Source organism: Flaviramulus multivorans (assembly GCF_021728415.1).
GTDB classification, from domain to species: Bacteria; Bacteroidota; Bacteroidia; order Flavobacteriales; family Flavobacteriaceae; genus Sabulilitoribacter; species Sabulilitoribacter multivorans.
Genome location: NZ_JAKKDV010000005.1, coordinates 51,853 through 68,789, shown reverse-complemented (window position 1 = coordinate 68,789; position 16,937 = coordinate 51,853). Strand labels below are relative to the sequence as shown.

At 32.9% G+C, this 16,937-nt stretch carries 18 protein-coding genes; 10 read left to right on the top strand and 8 right to left on the bottom strand.

Going from position 1 to position 16,937, the window contains the following annotated elements; genetic code table 11:
• Positions 1-14: 14 nt before the first annotated feature.
• Positions 15-848 (bottom strand): universal stress protein, encoded by an 834-nt coding sequence (locus L3X39_RS11815; RefSeq protein ID WP_237232000.1) that lies wholly within the window; start codon positions 846-848, stop codon positions 15-17.
• A 79-nt stretch (positions 849-927) separates the two neighbouring features.
• Positions 928-2,292 carry an oxygen-independent coproporphyrinogen III oxidase gene (gene hemN / locus L3X39_RS11810; protein ID WP_237231999.1) on the bottom strand — a complete coding sequence of 455 codons (1,365 nt, stop codon included), beginning with the start codon at positions 2,290-2,292 and terminating at the stop codon, positions 928-930.
• Positions 2,293-2,418: 126 nt separating this feature from the next.
• Between hemN and L3X39_RS11805 the strand changes: the two genes are divergently transcribed.
• The 3 genes from L3X39_RS11805 (at position 2,419) to L3X39_RS11795 (ending at position 4,411) form a co-directional block, all read left to right on the top strand.
• Positions 2,419-2,988 carry a superoxide dismutase family protein gene (locus tag L3X39_RS11805; protein WP_237231998.1) on the top strand — a complete coding sequence of 190 codons (570 nt, stop codon included), beginning with the start codon at positions 2,419-2,421 and terminating at the stop codon, positions 2,986-2,988.
• Positions 2,989-3,075: 87 nt separating this feature from the next.
• A complete protein-coding gene (locus L3X39_RS11800; protein WP_237231996.1) occupies positions 3,076-3,606 on the top strand; it encodes an RNA polymerase sigma factor in 531 nt (176 codons plus the stop codon).
• Between the two features lies 1 nt (position 3,607).
• On the top strand, positions 3,608-4,411 hold the full coding sequence (locus tag L3X39_RS11795; RefSeq protein ID WP_237231995.1) for an anti-sigma factor: 804 nt from the start codon (positions 3,608-3,610) through the stop codon (positions 4,409-4,411).
• 154 nt (positions 4,412-4,565) lie between these two features.
• Here L3X39_RS11795 and L3X39_RS11790 read toward each other — a convergent pair whose 3' ends face one another.
• Positions 4,566-5,606, bottom strand: coding sequence for an RluA family pseudouridine synthase (locus L3X39_RS11790; protein WP_237231992.1), 1,041 nt, complete (start codon positions 5,604-5,606; stop codon positions 4,566-4,568).
• A 2-nt stretch (positions 5,607-5,608) separates the two neighbouring features.
• Positions 5,609-6,061, bottom strand: a complete 453-nt coding sequence (locus tag L3X39_RS11785; RefSeq protein ID WP_369411660.1) for a PASTA domain-containing protein — start codon at positions 6,059-6,061, stop codon at positions 5,609-5,611.
• A 243-nt stretch (positions 6,062-6,304) separates the two neighbouring features.
• On the opposite strand from L3X39_RS11785, the gene L3X39_RS11780 reads away from it, so the two are divergent.
• Together L3X39_RS11780 and coaD are read left to right on the top strand one after the other, a co-directional pair.
• Positions 6,305-7,279 carry a D-alanine--D-alanine ligase gene (locus tag L3X39_RS11780; RefSeq protein WP_237231989.1) on the top strand — a complete coding sequence of 325 codons (975 nt, stop codon included), beginning with the start codon at positions 6,305-6,307 and terminating at the stop codon, positions 7,277-7,279.
• 18 nt (positions 7,280-7,297) lie between these two features.
• Positions 7,298-7,753: a pantetheine-phosphate adenylyltransferase gene (gene coaD, locus L3X39_RS11775; RefSeq protein WP_237231987.1), complete on the top strand. Its 456-nt coding sequence runs from the start codon at positions 7,298-7,300 to the stop codon at positions 7,751-7,753.
• Positions 7,754-7,788: 35 nt separating this feature from the next.
• Here coaD and L3X39_RS11770 read toward each other — a convergent pair whose 3' ends face one another.
• Positions 7,789-9,402 (bottom strand): SulP family inorganic anion transporter, encoded by a 1,614-nt coding sequence (locus L3X39_RS11770; protein WP_237231986.1) that lies wholly within the window; start codon positions 9,400-9,402, stop codon positions 7,789-7,791.
• 81 nt (positions 9,403-9,483) lie between these two features.
• Complete coding sequence (locus L3X39_RS11765; protein WP_237231985.1) at positions 9,484-9,873, bottom strand: hypothetical protein; 390 nt, start codon at positions 9,871-9,873, stop codon at positions 9,484-9,486.
• Positions 9,874-10,040: 167 nt separating this feature from the next.
• Between L3X39_RS11765 and L3X39_RS11760 the strand changes: the two genes are divergently transcribed.
• Positions 10,041-11,777, top strand: coding sequence for a M14 family metallopeptidase (locus L3X39_RS11760; RefSeq protein WP_237231984.1), 1,737 nt, complete (start codon positions 10,041-10,043; stop codon positions 11,775-11,777).
• A gap of 71 nt (positions 11,778-11,848) precedes the next feature.
• Here L3X39_RS11760 and L3X39_RS11755 read toward each other — a convergent pair whose 3' ends face one another.
• Positions 11,849-12,430 (bottom strand): NUDIX hydrolase, encoded by a 582-nt coding sequence (locus tag L3X39_RS11755; protein ID WP_237231983.1) that lies wholly within the window; start codon positions 12,428-12,430, stop codon positions 11,849-11,851.
• A gap of 131 nt (positions 12,431-12,561) precedes the next feature.
• Here L3X39_RS11755 and pyrE point away from each other — a divergent pair, with 131 nt between their 5' ends.
• Positions 12,562-13,206: an orotate phosphoribosyltransferase gene (pyrE, locus tag L3X39_RS11750; RefSeq protein ID WP_237231982.1), complete on the top strand. Its 645-nt coding sequence runs from the start codon at positions 12,562-12,564 to the stop codon at positions 13,204-13,206.
• Positions 13,207-13,286: 80 nt separating this feature from the next.
• Positions 13,287-13,682 carry an SRPBCC family protein gene (locus L3X39_RS11745; RefSeq protein ID WP_237231981.1) on the top strand — a complete coding sequence of 132 codons (396 nt, stop codon included), beginning with the start codon at positions 13,287-13,289 and terminating at the stop codon, positions 13,680-13,682.
• Here L3X39_RS11745 and L3X39_RS11740 read toward each other — a convergent pair.
• Entirely contained in the window at positions 13,679-14,407 is a 729-nt protein-coding gene (locus L3X39_RS11740) for a biotin--[acetyl-CoA-carboxylase] ligase (RefSeq protein ID WP_237231980.1), read from the bottom strand. The genes L3X39_RS11745 and L3X39_RS11740 overlap by 4 nt on opposite strands.
• 93 nt (positions 14,408-14,500) lie before the next feature.
• Here L3X39_RS11740 and rsfS point away from each other — a divergent pair, with 93 nt between their 5' ends.
• The gene (gene rsfS / locus L3X39_RS11735) at positions 14,501-14,872 is read left to right on the top strand and encodes a ribosome silencing factor (protein WP_237231979.1); all 372 of its coding nucleotides are present in this window, start codon (positions 14,501-14,503) and stop codon (positions 14,870-14,872) included.
• Positions 14,873-14,881: 9 nt separating this feature from the next.
• Positions 14,882-16,861: an ATP-dependent zinc metalloprotease FtsH gene (gene ftsH, locus L3X39_RS11730; RefSeq protein WP_237231978.1), complete on the top strand. Its 1,980-nt coding sequence runs from the start codon at positions 14,882-14,884 to the stop codon at positions 16,859-16,861.
• Positions 16,862-16,937: the final 76 nt, after the last annotated feature.

The window sequence follows — 16,937 nt, the reverse complement described above, 5'->3', positions numbered from 1 at the left end:
GCATTTTCTAAATGTTAAATCTTGAATGTCATAACCGGTAAAGTGGCATGATTAGCAACATCTTCACCAACACTACCGTGAAAAAAGTGAGCTAACCCTTTTTTCCCATGGGTAGGCATTGCAATTAAATCAGCACCCATTTTATTAGAAAAATTCAAAATCCCTTCCTCAACTGTATAATCTGAAACATAATGCACATCACTCATTTTATCTAAATTACCCTCAGCTTTGGTAAAAAAATTCACCACTTTTCTTTCGATTTCTAAAGAACTTTGAAAACGTTCGTTGGGTAAGTTAACATAAACAAAATGTATTTTCGCATTTAAACTATCAAACATTTTTACAGCATTTATATAAGGTTTAATAGACTCTTCTAAAAAATCACAAGCGAACACAACCGTTTCAAAATTCACATCTATATTTTTGTTTTTAACAACCAAAACAGGAATTTCTGAACTCCTAACAACACGTTCTGTATTAGACCCAATAAGAAGCTCTTTGATACCACTTGTTCCATGAGAGCCCATTATTATGAGGTTAGCATCATGTTTTTTAGCAACCTCATCAACTTCGCTGAACACCTTAAAGTGTTTAATAATTGGAGTGATTTTAATATCCTTTAAATACGGTTTATTTAAAAAGGTTTCGAATTTCTTTTCTGATAGTTTAATAAAAAAACTTGCTTTTTCATATTGAAGTCCTTCTGAAGCGGTTAGCACTAATTCGGACATTTCCAACATATGTAAAGCCAAAACCTCGGCATCATATTTTTTGGCAAGTTTAGCAGCCGTCTTTAATGCATATTCAGAGTGTTCACTAAAATCTACTGGTACAATAATTTTTTTCATGATTTCTAGGTTTTAGATTCTCTCTTTTATGAGAATAATTAATATGCCCTTTACTAAAATGACTTTCGGATTTCCTCAGTTAAATAGTCATTGAAAACAATTGGGTATGGGGCTGTTTTCGTTGCAATAACAAATCAAAAGCCATACAAATATTTCTAACAAAGGGCTGACCTTTTTTACTTACTTCAATACTATTAGGGTTTATATTGAGTAAACCATCTTTTTTCATCTCCTCCAATCGAATTAACACCTCGGGTAGTTCTTTAAAATAAAGGCTTCTATCTGTCCATGAGGTTTTAAAGCGACACATCAAATTAAGAATATGCTTGCGTATGATTAAATCCTCATTATTTAATATATACCCTCTAAAAACAGGTAAAATATTCTCATTTAATAAATGATAATAAGCCTCAATACCTTTTTCATTTTGAGCAAAACCATACCAAGAATCACTAATTGCGGAGACACCTAACCCAACCATTAGCTGAGTTTTTGAGGCGGTATAACCCATAAAATTTCTATGTAAATTCCCTTCAGCCATAGATTGATACAAGGTATCTGTAGGAAGTGCAAAATGATCCATCCCAACCTCAACATATCCTACTTCAGATAAAAGTTGTTTCCCTATTTGATATTGCTCTCGTTTTAATTGAGGTGTAGGTAAATCTTCATCTCTAAAACCTCGCTGGCCATTTCCTTTTATCCACGGCACATGGGCATAACTGTAAAATGCCAACCTATCTGGGAGTAATGCTTTGGTTTTTAAAATGGTATCTTTAATGTGGTCTAATGTTTGAAACGGTAAACCAAAAATAATATCATGCCCTACAGAGGTATATCCAATGTCTCGAGCTATATCAGTGGCTCGTTTTACATTTTCATAAGGTTGTACTCTATTTATAGCTTTTTGTACAGTTTCATTATAATCTTGCACACCATAACTTACCCGCCTAAATCCTACATCGTAAAGGGCTTTTAAATGTTCTTTTGTGGTATTATTTGGGTGTCCTTCAAAGCTGAATTCATAATTTTCGGCTAAACTCGAAGTCCTTAAAATTTCAGAAATAAGATATTTTAAATTTTCAGGGCTAAAAAACGTAGGTGTTCCACCTCCAAGATGTAATTCTTTAATAATAGGACGCTCGTTAAATAGTTTAAGGTATAAATTCCATTCCTTTAAAACAGCTTTAATATATGGGTTTTCAACACTATGTTGTTTAGTAATGCGTTTATGGCATCCACAAAAAGTACACATGCTTTCACAAAAAGGTAAATGTATATATATGCTTATTCCTTCCTTACTATTACTTTCCTTAAATGATTCTATTAAAGAAGATTTCCACTTTTTTAATGAAAACATATCTTGATTCCAATAGGGAACCGTTGGATAACTTGTATAGCGAGGACCCGCTACATTGTATTTATTTACTAAAGAATTTAACATACCTTACATTTATAATTCAAAATTATATGATTATAAAATCTAAAAATATGATATATGTCATGTCTAATATTTGCAATTGGTATATTATTCTCTTAACTTTCGGATAAATCAAAAAATAAAAGAAAAATGAAAAAAATAAGTCTTCTTTTACTAGCCTTAGCTTTAAGTGTTGTGGCATGTAAACAAAATAAAAAAGACACTGAAGTTGTTGAAAATGAAATTATAGAAGTTGAAACTAATATTTCCAAAACCCTTACTGTTGGATTGAGCCCTAAAAGTGATAGCAATGTAAGTGGAAGTGTTGTTTTTACTGAAGAAAACGGTACTGTAAACATGGTAGCATCAATAACTGGTGCAGAACCTGGAGTTCATGCTATTCATATTCATGCATCTTCGGATTGCTCATCTCCTGATGGAACATCAACTGGAGGCCATTGGAACCCTACTGCGCAACCACATGGAAAATGGGGCGCAGAAACAGGATACCACAAAGGTGATATAGGTAATTTTACTGCTGATGAAAATGGTAATGCTACGGTCGAGTTTTCTACAGATGCATGGTGCATCGGTTGTGATGATGATACCAAAAACATTATTGGAAAAGGCATCATTGTACATGCTGGAGTGGACGATTTTACAACCCAACCAACTGGCGATGCCGGTGGAAGAGTTAGTTGCGCAGGCATTATTGAGTAATCTCCAAAAAAAACTAAATATAAAAGCTACAAAATTTTGTAGCTTTTATATTTTATATTCGTTATTTTCGACAAATAATTTTATTAAATGCAATTAGAAGCTCTCGTAGAAAAATTTAAACAGAAAGATGAAAAAGCTTTCGAATCACTATACAACATGTATCGTGAAAGTATGCAGGGAGTTATATTCAATATTGTACGAGATAATGATATAGCTGAAGAAGTGATGCAAGATGTTTTTATAAAAGCATGGCATAATGCTAGTAATTACTCAGCTGAAAAAGGACGTTTTTTTACGTGGATTTTAAATATTGCGCGAAATGCAGCTATAGATAAAACGCGCTCAAAGGCCTTCAAAAAAACAAAACAAAACCTTAATTCAGATTTTTTCGTAGATATACTTGAAACTAGTGAAAGTTTGGATAATTCAACCGACGCCATTGGTATAAAAAAGTTTGTTAGTAAACTTGCTGAAAAATGTAAAGCAGTTATTGAACTTTTATACTTTAAAGGATATACTCAGGTAGAAGCATCTGAAGAACTAAATATGCCTATTGGTACAATAAAAACTAGGAACAGAAATTGTATAAGTGAGTTAAGAAAATTGGTGTTAAATTAAAATGGATATTAAAGCCTACATAGAATCTGGAATTTTAGAGCTGTACGTAGCTGGGGCACTTTCTGAAAAAGAAAATAAGGAAGTGTATGATTTGATGCAACAATATCCTGAAATACGCAAAGAAGTTTTAGAAATTGAAGGTTCTATAGTAAAATTAACTGCTTCGGTATCACAAAAAACAAATATCGATACTTTCCAAAATATAAAAAACAAATTAGGCTTTAGTGAAGATGAAACTAAAGTTATCTCCATAGCGAAAACTAAATATAACTGGTTGACTTACACAGGATGGGCAGCATCCATTGTTTTAGGACTTGGATTGTTATGGACAATTAATCAGAATAACACATTAAAATCTGATGTTCAAATTGCCGAAACACAGCAAGAGTTATTAGAAACTCAAATTGAAAATGCTAAAAATAGTTTGGAAGAAGCCAATACTCTAATATCTGTTTTACGTGATGATAATATTATAAAAGTGCCATTGGCGGGTCAAGGTAATTTTGAAAGTACTTATGCGCGAGTATATTGGGATAAGAATTCTAATCGTATTTTCTTAGATGCACAAGGACTGCCAGAACCTCCAGAAGGAAAAGTATACCAAGTTTGGTCTTTGAAATTGAGTCCACTTACACCAACAAGTTTAGGAACTATTGATGATTTTGTTACCGACACTAATAAGATTTTTGAAATTGAAAATGCCAACGAAAGTGAAGCCTTTGGTATTACATTAGAGCCAGCTGGTGGAAGTGAAACACCTACCATGGAGCAACTTTACACACTTGGTGTTGTTAGTGCATCATAAAACAATCTTCTAAAATCATATTTTAGTTATTGAAGATACAACTAATATTCTACCTCTTTTTCAAAGACTTTGGATTAAAATATTGTGCTAAAAAATAACTTTTAAAAAAGGATTACTTTACCTATTTCGTTAGCATTCAATACCTATTAAGTATTTACTCTAACTCTTGATGTTTCGAATAAATTTTCCACTTTTCAATACACTGTAGCATATCCTCTGGAATTGGTGTATCAAACCTTAAAAACTCACCTGTTTTAGGATGTTTAAACCCTAATGTTTTAGCATGTAATGCTTGTCTTGGTAATACCTTAAAACAATTTTCTACAAATTGCTTGTATTTTGTAAACGTGGTTCCTTTTAATATTTTATCACCACCATAGCGCTCATCATTAAACAATGTATGCCCAATATGTTTCATATGTACTCGAATTTGGTGTGTACGCCCAGTTTCTAATTTACATGAAACTAGCGTTACATAACCCAAACGTTCTAAAACTTTATAATGGGTAACAGCTGGTTTGCCTTTTTCTGCATCATCATCTAGAAACACCGTGTTTTGCAATCGGTTTTTTGGATGACGCCCAATATTACCTTCAATAGTGCCTTCGTCCTCTTCTATATTTCCCCAAACTAAAGCTACATACTCGCGTTCACTGGTTTTTTCGGCAAATTGTAATGATAACTCTGCCATAGCATGTTCGGTTTTTGCAATCACTAAAAGTCCGCTTGTATCCTTATCAATTCTGTGTACCAAACCAGGTCGTTCACTGGAGTTGTTCGGTAAATTATCAAACCGATGAATTAATGCATTTATTAAAGTTCCTGAATAGTTTCCATGACCAGGGTGTACCACCATACCGGCAGGTTTATTCACCACTAAAAGCGTGTCATCTTCATACACTACATCTATATCAATATCCTCTCCAATTAATAAGTTTTCATATGGAGGATGCGTAAAAAGTACACGAATATTATCAAGAGGTTTTACTTTGTAATTTGATTTAACGGTAACACCATTAACAAAAATACTTCCGTTTTTCGCAGCTGCCTGAATTTTGTTTCGAGTAGCATTTTCAACAAAATTCATCAAATATTTATCTATTCGAAGTGGTGTTTGGCCTTTCTCTACTGTAAACGCATAATGTTCATAAAGGTCGCTTTCTTCATCTGGAAATTGCTGTGTATTGTCTTCCATTGTTAGGGTCTGTTACCATTTCCTAGAACCAAGTCTATTACAGACGTTTTAGGTAATTTGTCGCCAGATTCTATTGTAGTTCCTTGATGTGATAACTTTAAAACCATGTCTTTTCCAATATTATCAACATAGGTTATTTTCCCTACTTTAAAACCTAAAGCTTCAAGCGTTGGTTTTACTTGACGGTAGGTTTTATCAATCAATCCATCGGGAACCCTTATTTTTCTATAACCTGAGGGATTTAAAGTAATGTATATTTTTCGGTCTTCTTTAACTTTTGCCCCAGCAACAGGGTCTTGCTCGATAACTGAAAACTTGGGATAATCTGGATTGTAATTAGCCGAATCTTGAATTTGCATCACTAAATTATTATCCTCCAATTCTACTTGAGCAACATTAATAGATTTCCCTTTTAAATCAGGAACGGTTTCAAAATCTCCGTGATTAGTGGTCATGTTTAACCACCTTAAAAAGATAAAACATAGCACAACTATTGCCGCAATTGCCAATAAAATTTGTTTTAAAAAGGTTTTACTGGATAGAAATTTAATAATGCTCATGTAAAGAATTTTCAATTAGGCAAATATATAAAAACAGAACTGTTTTTTCTTTTGCAATTTATATGATATTTTAGCTTAACTAATTATAGATACGTTTTATTGTTGGTTTTAGATTGATATTTACTTAATTCATTTTTAATGAAAAAAAATATAGCCATAATTATGGGAGGATATTCCAGCGAATATCAAATTTCTTTAAAGAGCGGAAACGTTGTTTACGAAACGCTTGATGCCTCAAAATATAACGCATATCGTATTCATATTTTCAAAAATAAATGGGTTTATGTAGATGCTAATGATAAAGAATTCCCAATTGATAAAAATGATTTCTCGGCAACAGTAAATAATTCGAAAATTACATTTGATTGTGTATTTAACGCTATACATGGGTCGCCTGGAGAAGATGGTTTTATGCAAGGGTATTTTGAGTTACTTAACATACCGCACACTAGCTGTAACATGTACCAAGCAAGTTTAACCTTTAATAAGAGAGATTGTTTAAGCGTGTTGAAACCCTATGGCATAAAAACTGCTGAATCCTATTACTTAAATTTAGGTGATACGGTTGATAAAGATGCTATTATAAACAAAGTAGGACTGCCCTGTTTTGTTAAGGCCAATAAAGCTGGTAGCAGTTTTGGTGTAACCAAAGTGCATAAAAAAGAAGATTTACAAAATGCCATAGATGTGGCTTTTAAAGAAGATGATGAAATTATAATAGAATCATTTTTAGATGGTACTGAAGTTTCAGTGGGTGTTATTACTTATAAAAGTAAAACCAAAGTATTGCCAATTACAGAAATTGTAAGTGAAAATGATTTTTTTGATTACGAAGCCAAATATTTAGGAAAGTCACAAGAGATAACACCAGCTCGATTAACCAAAGATCAAGAGAATAAAGTTAACATATTGGCAAAACAAGTTTACAACGTTTTAAAAATGACTGGGTTCAGTCGAAGTGAATACATTTTTAAAGATGGTGAACCACATTTACTTGAAGTAAACACTGTACCTGGATTAACCAGAGAAAGTATATTACCCCAACAAGCTGCTGCTGCAGGTTTAACCCTAAGTGAATTATTTGATAGCGCCATTGATGAGGCTTTGAAATAAATATTGTAATTTTAAATTATGAAACGTGCATTATTTCCAGGGTCTTTTGATCCCTTAACACTTGGTCACTACGATATTATAAAACGCGGGGTCACTCTTTTTGATGAAGTTATTGTTGCTATTGGGGTTAATGCCGATAAAAAATACATGTTCTCGCTTGAAGAGCGCAAGAAGTTTATTGAAGAAGCTTTTGCAGATGAGCCCAAAATAAAAGTAGTAACATATAAAGGCTTAACCGTAGATTTTTGCAAAAAAATTGATGTTGGTTTTATTTTAAGAGGCCTAAGGAATCCTGCAGATTTTGAGTTTGAAAAAGCCATTGCACATACCAACAGAGACCTTGCTCCTATTGAAACCGTTTTTCTGCTAACCTCCGCTCGCACGTCCTATATTGCATCCTCTATTGTGCGTGATGTGATTAGAAATAGTGGTGATTATACGAAACTGGTTCCTGATAGTGTTAGAGTTAAATAACTCAATTTAAAAAAACCTATCCAACTTTAACAAAATTAAAATTTATACTCTGAAAGCCCTTTAGTGAATGCCTCAGGGTTTTCGGCTAAATGATAGCGTGGATCGTCAATATCTTCAACAATCACTTCCCTAAATTTAGGGCTTGCTTTATAAAGGAGTATTTTACAATCTTCACTTAAATGCTTTAGTCTAATTTGTTTACCAGCTTCTTCGTATTTATTCACTAAATTAAAAATAGCTTCTAGAGCAGAATGATCGCTTATTCGAGACTCGATAAAATCTATTTCAACCTTATCTGGGTCATTTTTTACATCAAATTTATCGTTAAAAGCAATTATGGACCCAAAAAATAGAGGTCCCCAAATTTCGTAAACTTTAGTGCCATCTTCTCTCATACGTTTACGCGCACGGATCCGCTTTGCATTTTCCCAAGAGAATACCAAGGCACTTATAATAACACCTGCAACAACAGCAATTGCCAAATCGAAAATAACAGTTAGTGCGGACACCGATACTAAAACTATAACATCACTAAGGGGTATTTTATTTAAAATCCTGAAACTACTCCATGCAAAGGTTCCGATAACAACCATAAACATTACACCGACTAAGGCTGCAATAGGAATTTGTTCAATATAAGATGATGCGAAAAGAATAAAAATTAATAATAAAACTGCTGCCACAATACCCGATAAACGTGTGCGACCACCAGATTTTATATTAATTAATGATTGTCCAATCATGGCGCAACCACCCATACCTCCAAAGAGTCCTGTAACAATGTTTGCACCACCTTGAGCCATACATTCTTTGTTGGTGTTTCCACGTGTTTCGGTTAATTCGTCAATTAAATTAAGTGTCATTAACGACTCAATCAAACCAATAGCGGCCAATATTAATGCATATGGACCAATGAACTTTAAAGTTTCAAAATTAAAAGGCACTTTACTAAAAATATCGGTTTGAAATTGTGGCAACCCACCTTTTAAACCTTCTCCACCGCCATCACGAATAAAACTTCCAACGGTTGCAACATCTAAGTTTCCAAAGATAACTATTGCAGAAACCACTAAAATAGCTATTAAAGCTTCGGGTAACTTTTTTGTAAGTTTTGGCAACCCAAACATAATTGCCATGGTTAATACTACCAAGCCAAGCATTATCCATAGTTGTGTTCCTGTAAACCAATCACCATCTGCATTTTTAAACATTCCTAATTGCGATAGAAAAATTACAATGGCCAACCCGTTTACAAACCCCATCATTACCGGATGCGGAATCAGTCTAACAAACTTACCAAGTTTTAAAACACCCGCTAACATTTGTATAATTCCCATTAAAATTACAGTGGCAAATAAATAATACAGCCCTAGTTGCTCTCCTACCGTACCCATGGCATTACCTTCGGCCACCAAGCTAACCATCACTACAGCTAACGCGCCGGTAGCTCCGCTAATCATTCCTGGACGACCACCAAAAATAGAGGTTATCAACCCAATCATGAAAGCTGCATACAAGCCCACTAAAGGATCTACCCCAGCTACAAAAGCAAAAGCTACTGCTTCGGGAACCAAAGCTAAAGCTACGGTAATTCCACTTAAAATATCATCTTTAGCATTGGCTGCACGCTTTCTTATAAATTCGGTCATGATAAGCTTTTTTGAAGGTGCAAATTTACGGTTAATAAACAGATGTACAAGAAGTATAAAATATAAATGCTCTTAATAATACTAAATCGTTTGAGAATGATTGTGTCCTTTTTTATTCATCCAAGACACGGCATCCTCTCTGGTTCTAAAAAATTTTGTATTCCAACCGTTATCTTTATTTAAGTTTAATATGGATTTTGAAGCCATCAATCCGCTACTACTAGCAACAACAACCGCCAAATTTCTAACTTTAGGATTGTTTACAATTAACTTTTGTGCTTCAAATGTATAAGTGTAAGAATGCTTTCTATTTATGATTAAAGAATAAGGAGCTTCAAGATTGTTAGATAAGAAATTAAGGTATTCTTTAGCGTGGGTTGTATTCATTTCTATACCATCATCAACAATAACTTCAGCTAAGTTATTTTTTAAAATTAAAACAGTAGCGAATGACAGTTTATAACTTTTCATATAAAATCTTTTTGAGAGAGATTCAACTAATTATAAACAACTTCAAAGATATTAACCCGAAACAGCAATTTAAGCTTCAACTCTAAAATTAATGATTTTATTTAAGTTGAGCCTAGACAAATGATAATTTCTTGAGAAATTGTAGATTTATCAAATATTTTATACTCATGAAAAGAATTCTTTATCTGTTCGTTTTTGTGGTTGCTTGTAACACCTCGAATAAAAAACCTTTTTACGATTTTGAAACTCATTTTGAAAAAACGAATGGTTTAGAAACAGCTACCTACCAACAAACAATTCAATTCTATAAGAATTTAGCCGAAACGTACTCTCAAATTTCAATAGATTCAATTGGCGAAACTGATTCTGGGAAACCTTTACACCTTGTTATTTTAAATCCAGATAGTGAATTTAATTTTTCAGAAATCAGAAAAAACAAACGTATTCTTTTCATAAATAATGGCATTCACCCTGGAGAATCGGAAGGTATTGATGCCACCATGATGCTGTTTAGAGATATTGCACAAGGCAACATTGAAGTTCCAAAAAACACGGTTTTAGTGACTATTCCTATATATAATGTGGGTGGTAGTTTAAATAGAAATTCAACGACGCGCACCAACCAAAACGGTCCAAAGAATTATGGTTTTAGAGGTAATGCAAGAAATTATGATTTAAACCGCGATTTTATAAAGTGCGACACAAAAAATGCCAAAACATTTACTGAAATTTTTCATTTAATAAAACCCGATGTTTTTATTGATAATCATGTAAGCAACGGTGCTGATTACCAATACACGCTTACGCATTTGTTTACGCAACACAATAAAATGGGTGGCAGTTTGGGATCATTTATGCATTCTAAAATGATGCCTCAATTAGAAAAAAAATTAGCAGATAAAAACTGGGATATCACTCCTTATGTAAATGTTTTTAATCAAGTTCCAGAAAAAGGATTTTCACAATTTATGGATTACCCAAGGTACTCTACGGGTTATACCACATTATTCAATACCCTTGGAATGATGGTTGAAACTCATATGCTAAAACCCTATAAACAACGTGTTGAAGGCACCTATGAGCTTATGAAAAGCATGATTGAAATTACTGAAGAACATGGTGAAGAAATTTCGAGATTGAGAAAAAATGCTATGTCTGAAATTCGAAATAAAGAAACCTATTCTTTAGATTGGACGGTGGATACTAATAGAACTACTGCTTTAAATTTCAAAGGATTTGAAGGTACTATTGTAAAAAGTAGTGTTACAGGATTTGACAGATTGAAATACGATAGAGCAAAACCGTTTGAGAAAGAAGTTGCTTATCAAAATTATTTTACACCTATTATAGAAGTTGAAATCCCTAAAGCTTATATAATACCTCAGGGTTGGTTTAATGTAATTGACTTATTAAAACTGAATCAAGTGGAAATGACACGTTTTAAGAAGGACACAACCATCACTGTTGAGTCTTGTAAAATAGCAGATTACAAAACAAGACAAATGCCTTACGAAGGGCATTATCAACATTATAATACAACCGTTGAAACAACAAAGAAACCGATACAGTTTTTAAAGGGTGACTTCCTAATTAGTACCAACCAAAACGCTTTACGATATTTGCTAGAAACATTAGAACCTCAAGCTCCTGATTCATTTTTTAATTGGAATTTTTTTGACACTATTTTACAACAAAAAGAAGAATTTTCACCCTATGTTTGGGAAGATAAAATAGCCGAATTACTATTTGCTAACCCAAGATTACAAATTGCCTTTAATGTAAAAAAGTCTTATGATAAAACATTTGCGGACAATTGGTACGAACAGTTAGACTGGTTGCATAAACAAACCGAGTTTTATGAAAAATCTCATTTGCAATATCCAATATATAGGGTTTTAGACTAAAAAAAACAAGTCTTTCAACTAATAATCTATTCTAAAAATTGGCTCTTTAAAATTTGGAATAAGTAACAACATTAAACCAACATCTTTATATTAGCATAAGAATTTTCAAGTGCCTCTTTAATCTGGTTTTTATTTAACCATTCCACCTTTGTTATGCCTTCCTCAATTTGTGGGTATAAATTACCATTAAAACTAGTTTTCATTTCAAACCAATAGGTAATTTTAATTTTATAGCGTCCGTTACGCTTAAAAATATGGTAGGTAGTTTCTAAGGGCTTTGTAATTTGTAGTCCTGCAACACCAGTCTCTTCAGCTACTTCTCGTAAAGCTGTATATTCGATGGTTTCTCTTCCGTCAACTTTACCCTTTGGTAAGTCCCATTTATCATTACGGTAAATAAATAACACATCACCTTGTTCATTATAAACTTTACCCCCACCAGCTATTACATTAGGAAGCTTTTTTAAAAACTTTTTTAAAAGTTTGTCTTTATTTTTATGAATTAACCTAGCCTCTTGTAAGGATGTTGTATTAAGTTTTCGTATAACTTTCCTAACATTCGCTGTATTAAGCAAATAATTTTTAAAGTTGGTTTCTTTTTCTACTACCGTAGTTAAAATTATTGGTTTGTCGCCAACAAAAACTTTATACATATCTTGTATATTATCATTTTCAATGTCGTAAAAATATCATTTTTACTTTCAAACTTACCATTGTTGAAAAAAATATTTTAATTCATCTGTGAGTCTTATGTAAAATTAAATTAATGTGTAATTTTGCATTCATGATTTTTAACAAAGAGACCGCAAAAAAAACAGCCGAAGTTTTATTGCAAGTAAATGCCATAAAACTTAGCCCAAAAGAGCCTTTTACTTGGGCGTCAGGATGGAAATCACCTATTTATTGTGACAATCGTATTATTTTATCTTTCCCGCCCATTCGAAATTACATTCGAGAAATTATGGGAAAACACATTGAAAAACACTACGGAAAACCAGATGTTATTGCAGGTGTGGCTACCGGAGCCATTGGTATTGGCATATTGGTTGCTGAATATTTAGGATTACCATTTATTTATGTGAGACCTGATGCTAAAGGTCATGGACGTAAAAACCAAATTGAAGGATTTGTTGAAAGTGGACAAAATGTGGTAGTAGTAGAAGATTTGATTAGCACAGGAAAAAGCAGTTTAAATGCCGTAAAAGCTTTAAAAGAAGCGGGAATAAATGTAAAAGGAATGGTTGCTATTTTTACCTATGGGTTTGATGTTGCTACTGATAATTTTGAAAAGGAAAACGTAACCTTGCATACCTTAAGTGATTACCAAAGTTTGTTAGAAGAGGCTTTAGATACTAAATACATTTCTAAGAAAGAATTACAAACCCTATCCGAATGGAACAGCAATCCAAGTGAATGGAACGCTAATTGATAACAAAAGTATGTAGTTTAGTTATAAAGCTGTTAAGACGCACGACTAAACACCTTAACGAATAACAACTTAACAATATTATGAATTTAGAATCTCCAAAAATAAGTGTTAGTAAATCTCCTCAAGAAGTGTTTGATTTTTTATCAGATGTTAAAAACTTCGAATCTTTAATGCCTGAAAACATTAGTAAATTTGAAGTGTTAGAAGAAGATAAGTTTTTATTTGCACTTAAGGGTATGCCAGAAATAATTTTAAAAAAGAAGGAAGTTATACCACCTAACAAGATTGTTTTAGGAGCTGCTGGTGGAAAAATAGACTTTTCATTAATAGGGAATATTGTAAAAGTTGATGATAATTCAAGTGAAGTACAGTTAGAATTTACAGGTGATTTTAATCCTATGATGGCAATGATGATAAAAGGTCCTATCACCAAATTTATTGAAACTCTGGCTACCAGTATTCCGAAAGCTATTTAATATAATAGATTGACCTCTTTAAGATCAAATTTCTTAACAATTTCATCTTCTAAGAGCACTAAAAGCTTACCATACTTTGTAACGCCTTTTATAAACCCTGAAAATAATTCACCTTCAACGGTCTCAAATGTTGAAGGTTTGTTTTTTCTAAACAAATTGTCCTCATACTCATTTTTGACTGCGTCGTAGTCTCCCTGTTGTAAAATTGTAGAGTATTCTTTTGTATAATTTATAATGCTAGTCAATATCTCATCTAAATCATACTGTATACCCGTAATATTTTTTAGGGATGAGGCCTTAGGTAGGTTGTCAAAATCTGTTTGATTAACGTTTACTCCCACACCAATAATCGTAGAGGTAAGTCTGTTTTTTATGACATTTTCAATTAAAATACCGCAAACCTTTTTATCTGCTGACAAAATGTCGTTAGGCCATTTGATACGTAAATCAGGAATATTTAGTGCTTTTAATGCCTTAAGAATTGCCAAAGAAATCGCCATACTTATATAGAATGGAAATTCAACATCATGTATACTTAAATCTTTAAACAAGCTAAACATAAGGTTTTTACCGCTTTCAGAATCCCAAGTAGTACCCATTTGCCCACGTCCCTTTGTTTGGTAATCTGCAATAACAACGGTATAATCTTCAACCACCTCGTTATAAACCATTTCTTTTAAAAATGAATTTGTAGAGTCAATGGCATTAAGTTTGATTATAGGCATATAGAAGTTATTAAAACACTTAAAAATCTTATGATTATTTTAAAGTATAAAGAACTAAAAAAATAATAACTTTGCACAAATTAAATAAAATTAATGGCGAAAGAAAATACAAGCGCAGATCAATTAATATCAGTTATAATAAATGGCATCGAAGATGTTAAGGGTAAAGAAATAAATATTCTAGATTTAAGAGATATTGAAAACACTGTTTGTGACTACTTTATAATTTGCGAAGGAACTTCAAATACGCAAGTAAATGCCATCGTTAATTCCGTACAAAAAAAAGTAAGTAAAGAACTTAAGGATAACCCTTGGCATACTGAAGGTTTAGATAATGCTGAATGGGTTTTAATTGATTATGTAAATGTTGTGGTGCACGTATTTCAAAAACACATCAGAGAGTATTATGATATTGAAAGTCTTTGGGGAGATGCAAAAACAACAGTTATTGAAACGAGTTACTAAAAAATTATAATGGCAAACGATAATAAAAATATAAAAGAAAAGAAACCAAAATTTAGTCCGTATTGGATTTATGGTATACTAATAGCCATTTTTTTAGGCTTTCAGTTATTTAACAACGGAAGCTATCAAGATGGTAATCTAACAACTCCAGCAGACTTTTTTAAATATTTAGAAGCTGGTGATGTTGAAAGGGTAGATATTATAAAAAACACCCGTGTTGCAAAAGTATACCTAACCAAAGATGCTGAAGCCAAAGAGGTACATAAAAAATCTATCCCACAATCCTTTATTCCGAGTGCGACAAAACTTCCAAATTATAAATTTGAATTTGGTGATCTCCAAAACTTTGAAAATAGGTTAAATGAGACAACGGAAGATTTAACTGTAAAACCCATAGTAAAATTTGATACTGAAACGAACGATTGGGGTAATCTTTTAATGGGTATTTTACCTTTTATTTTACTTATTGGTGTTTGGATATTTATCATGCGTCGTATGTCTGGTGGTGCTGGCGGAGGTGCTGGTGGTCAAATTTTCAATATTGGAAAATCAAAGGCTAAACTTTTCGATCAGAATACTGAAGTAAAAACAACCTTTAAAGATGTAGCCGGTTTAGAAGGTGCTAAAGAAGAAGTACAAGAAATTGTAGACTTTCTAAAATTCCCTGAAAAGTATACCACATTAGGTGGAAAAATCCCTAAAGGAGCATTACTTGTAGGACCTCCAGGAACTGGTAAAACCTTACTGGCAAAAGCTGTTGCAGGTGAAGCAAAGGTTCCTTTCTTTTCGTTGTCTGGGTCAGATTTCGTTGAAATGTTTGTTGGAGTTGGTGCCTCTCGAGTTAGAGACTTATTTAAACAAGCAAAAGAAAAATCACCTTCTATCATTTTTATTGACGAAATTGATGCCATTGGTCGCGCCAGAGGTAAAAATGCAATGTCTGGTAGTAATGATGAGCGCGAAAACACATTAAATCAGTTATTAACTGAAATGGATGGTTTTGGTACCAATACAAACGTCATTGTAATTGCAGCAACCAATAGGGCTGATATTTTAGATAAAGCTTTAATGCGTGCAGGTCGTTTTGATAGACAAATTTTTGTGGATTTACCCGATGTTCGTGAGCGTAAAGAAATTTTTGAGGTTCACCTACGCCCGCTTAAAAAAGCAAAAGATTTAGATTTAGATTTTTTATCAAAACAAACGCCTGGTTTCTCAGGAGCTGATATTGCAAATGTTTGTAATGAAGCCGCTTTAATTGCAGCTCGACAAGGTAAAAAAGCAGTAGATAAACAAGATTTTCTTGATGCCGTAGATAGGATTATTGGAGGTTTAGAAAAGAAGAATAAAATTATTACACCAAGCGAAAAAAGAGCGGTAGCATTCCATGAGGCTGGTCATGCAGTAACAAGTTGGATGCTAGAACACGCAGCGCCTTTAGTAAAAGTTACTATTGTACCACGCGGGCGCTCATTAGGTGCAGCATGGTATTTACCTGAAGAACGTTTAATTGTTCGTCCTGAGCAAATGTTAGACGAAATGTGTGCTGCATTGGGTGGTCGAGCAGCTGAAAAAGTGATTTTTGATAAAATATCTACTGGTGCTTTAAGTGATTTAGAAAAAGTCACTAAACAAGCCAGAGCAATGGTTACTGTTTACGGCTTGAGCGATAAAGTTGGTAACTTAACTTACTATGATTCGTCAGGGCAAAATGAATACGGTTTTACAAAACCATATAGCGAACAAACAGCTGAAATTATTGATAAGGAAATATCAAATATTATTGAAACGCAATATAAAAGAGCTATTAAGTTACTTGAAGAGCATAAAGACAAGCTAATAGAACTTGCCGAAGTTCTTCTAGAAAAAGAAGTAATTTTTAAAGATAATCTTGAAAAAATATTTGGAAAACGAGCTTTCGAAAAGGAAGAACCCGAAACTAAAAAAGAAAAAAGCGAAACAGTAGAAAATAAAACTTTGGAAGAATAATTCGAAAAAGTGAATATTTGTTAAGCTTTTAGTAAAAATCTTAAATTAACCGTACGGTTAATTTAAGATTTTTTAT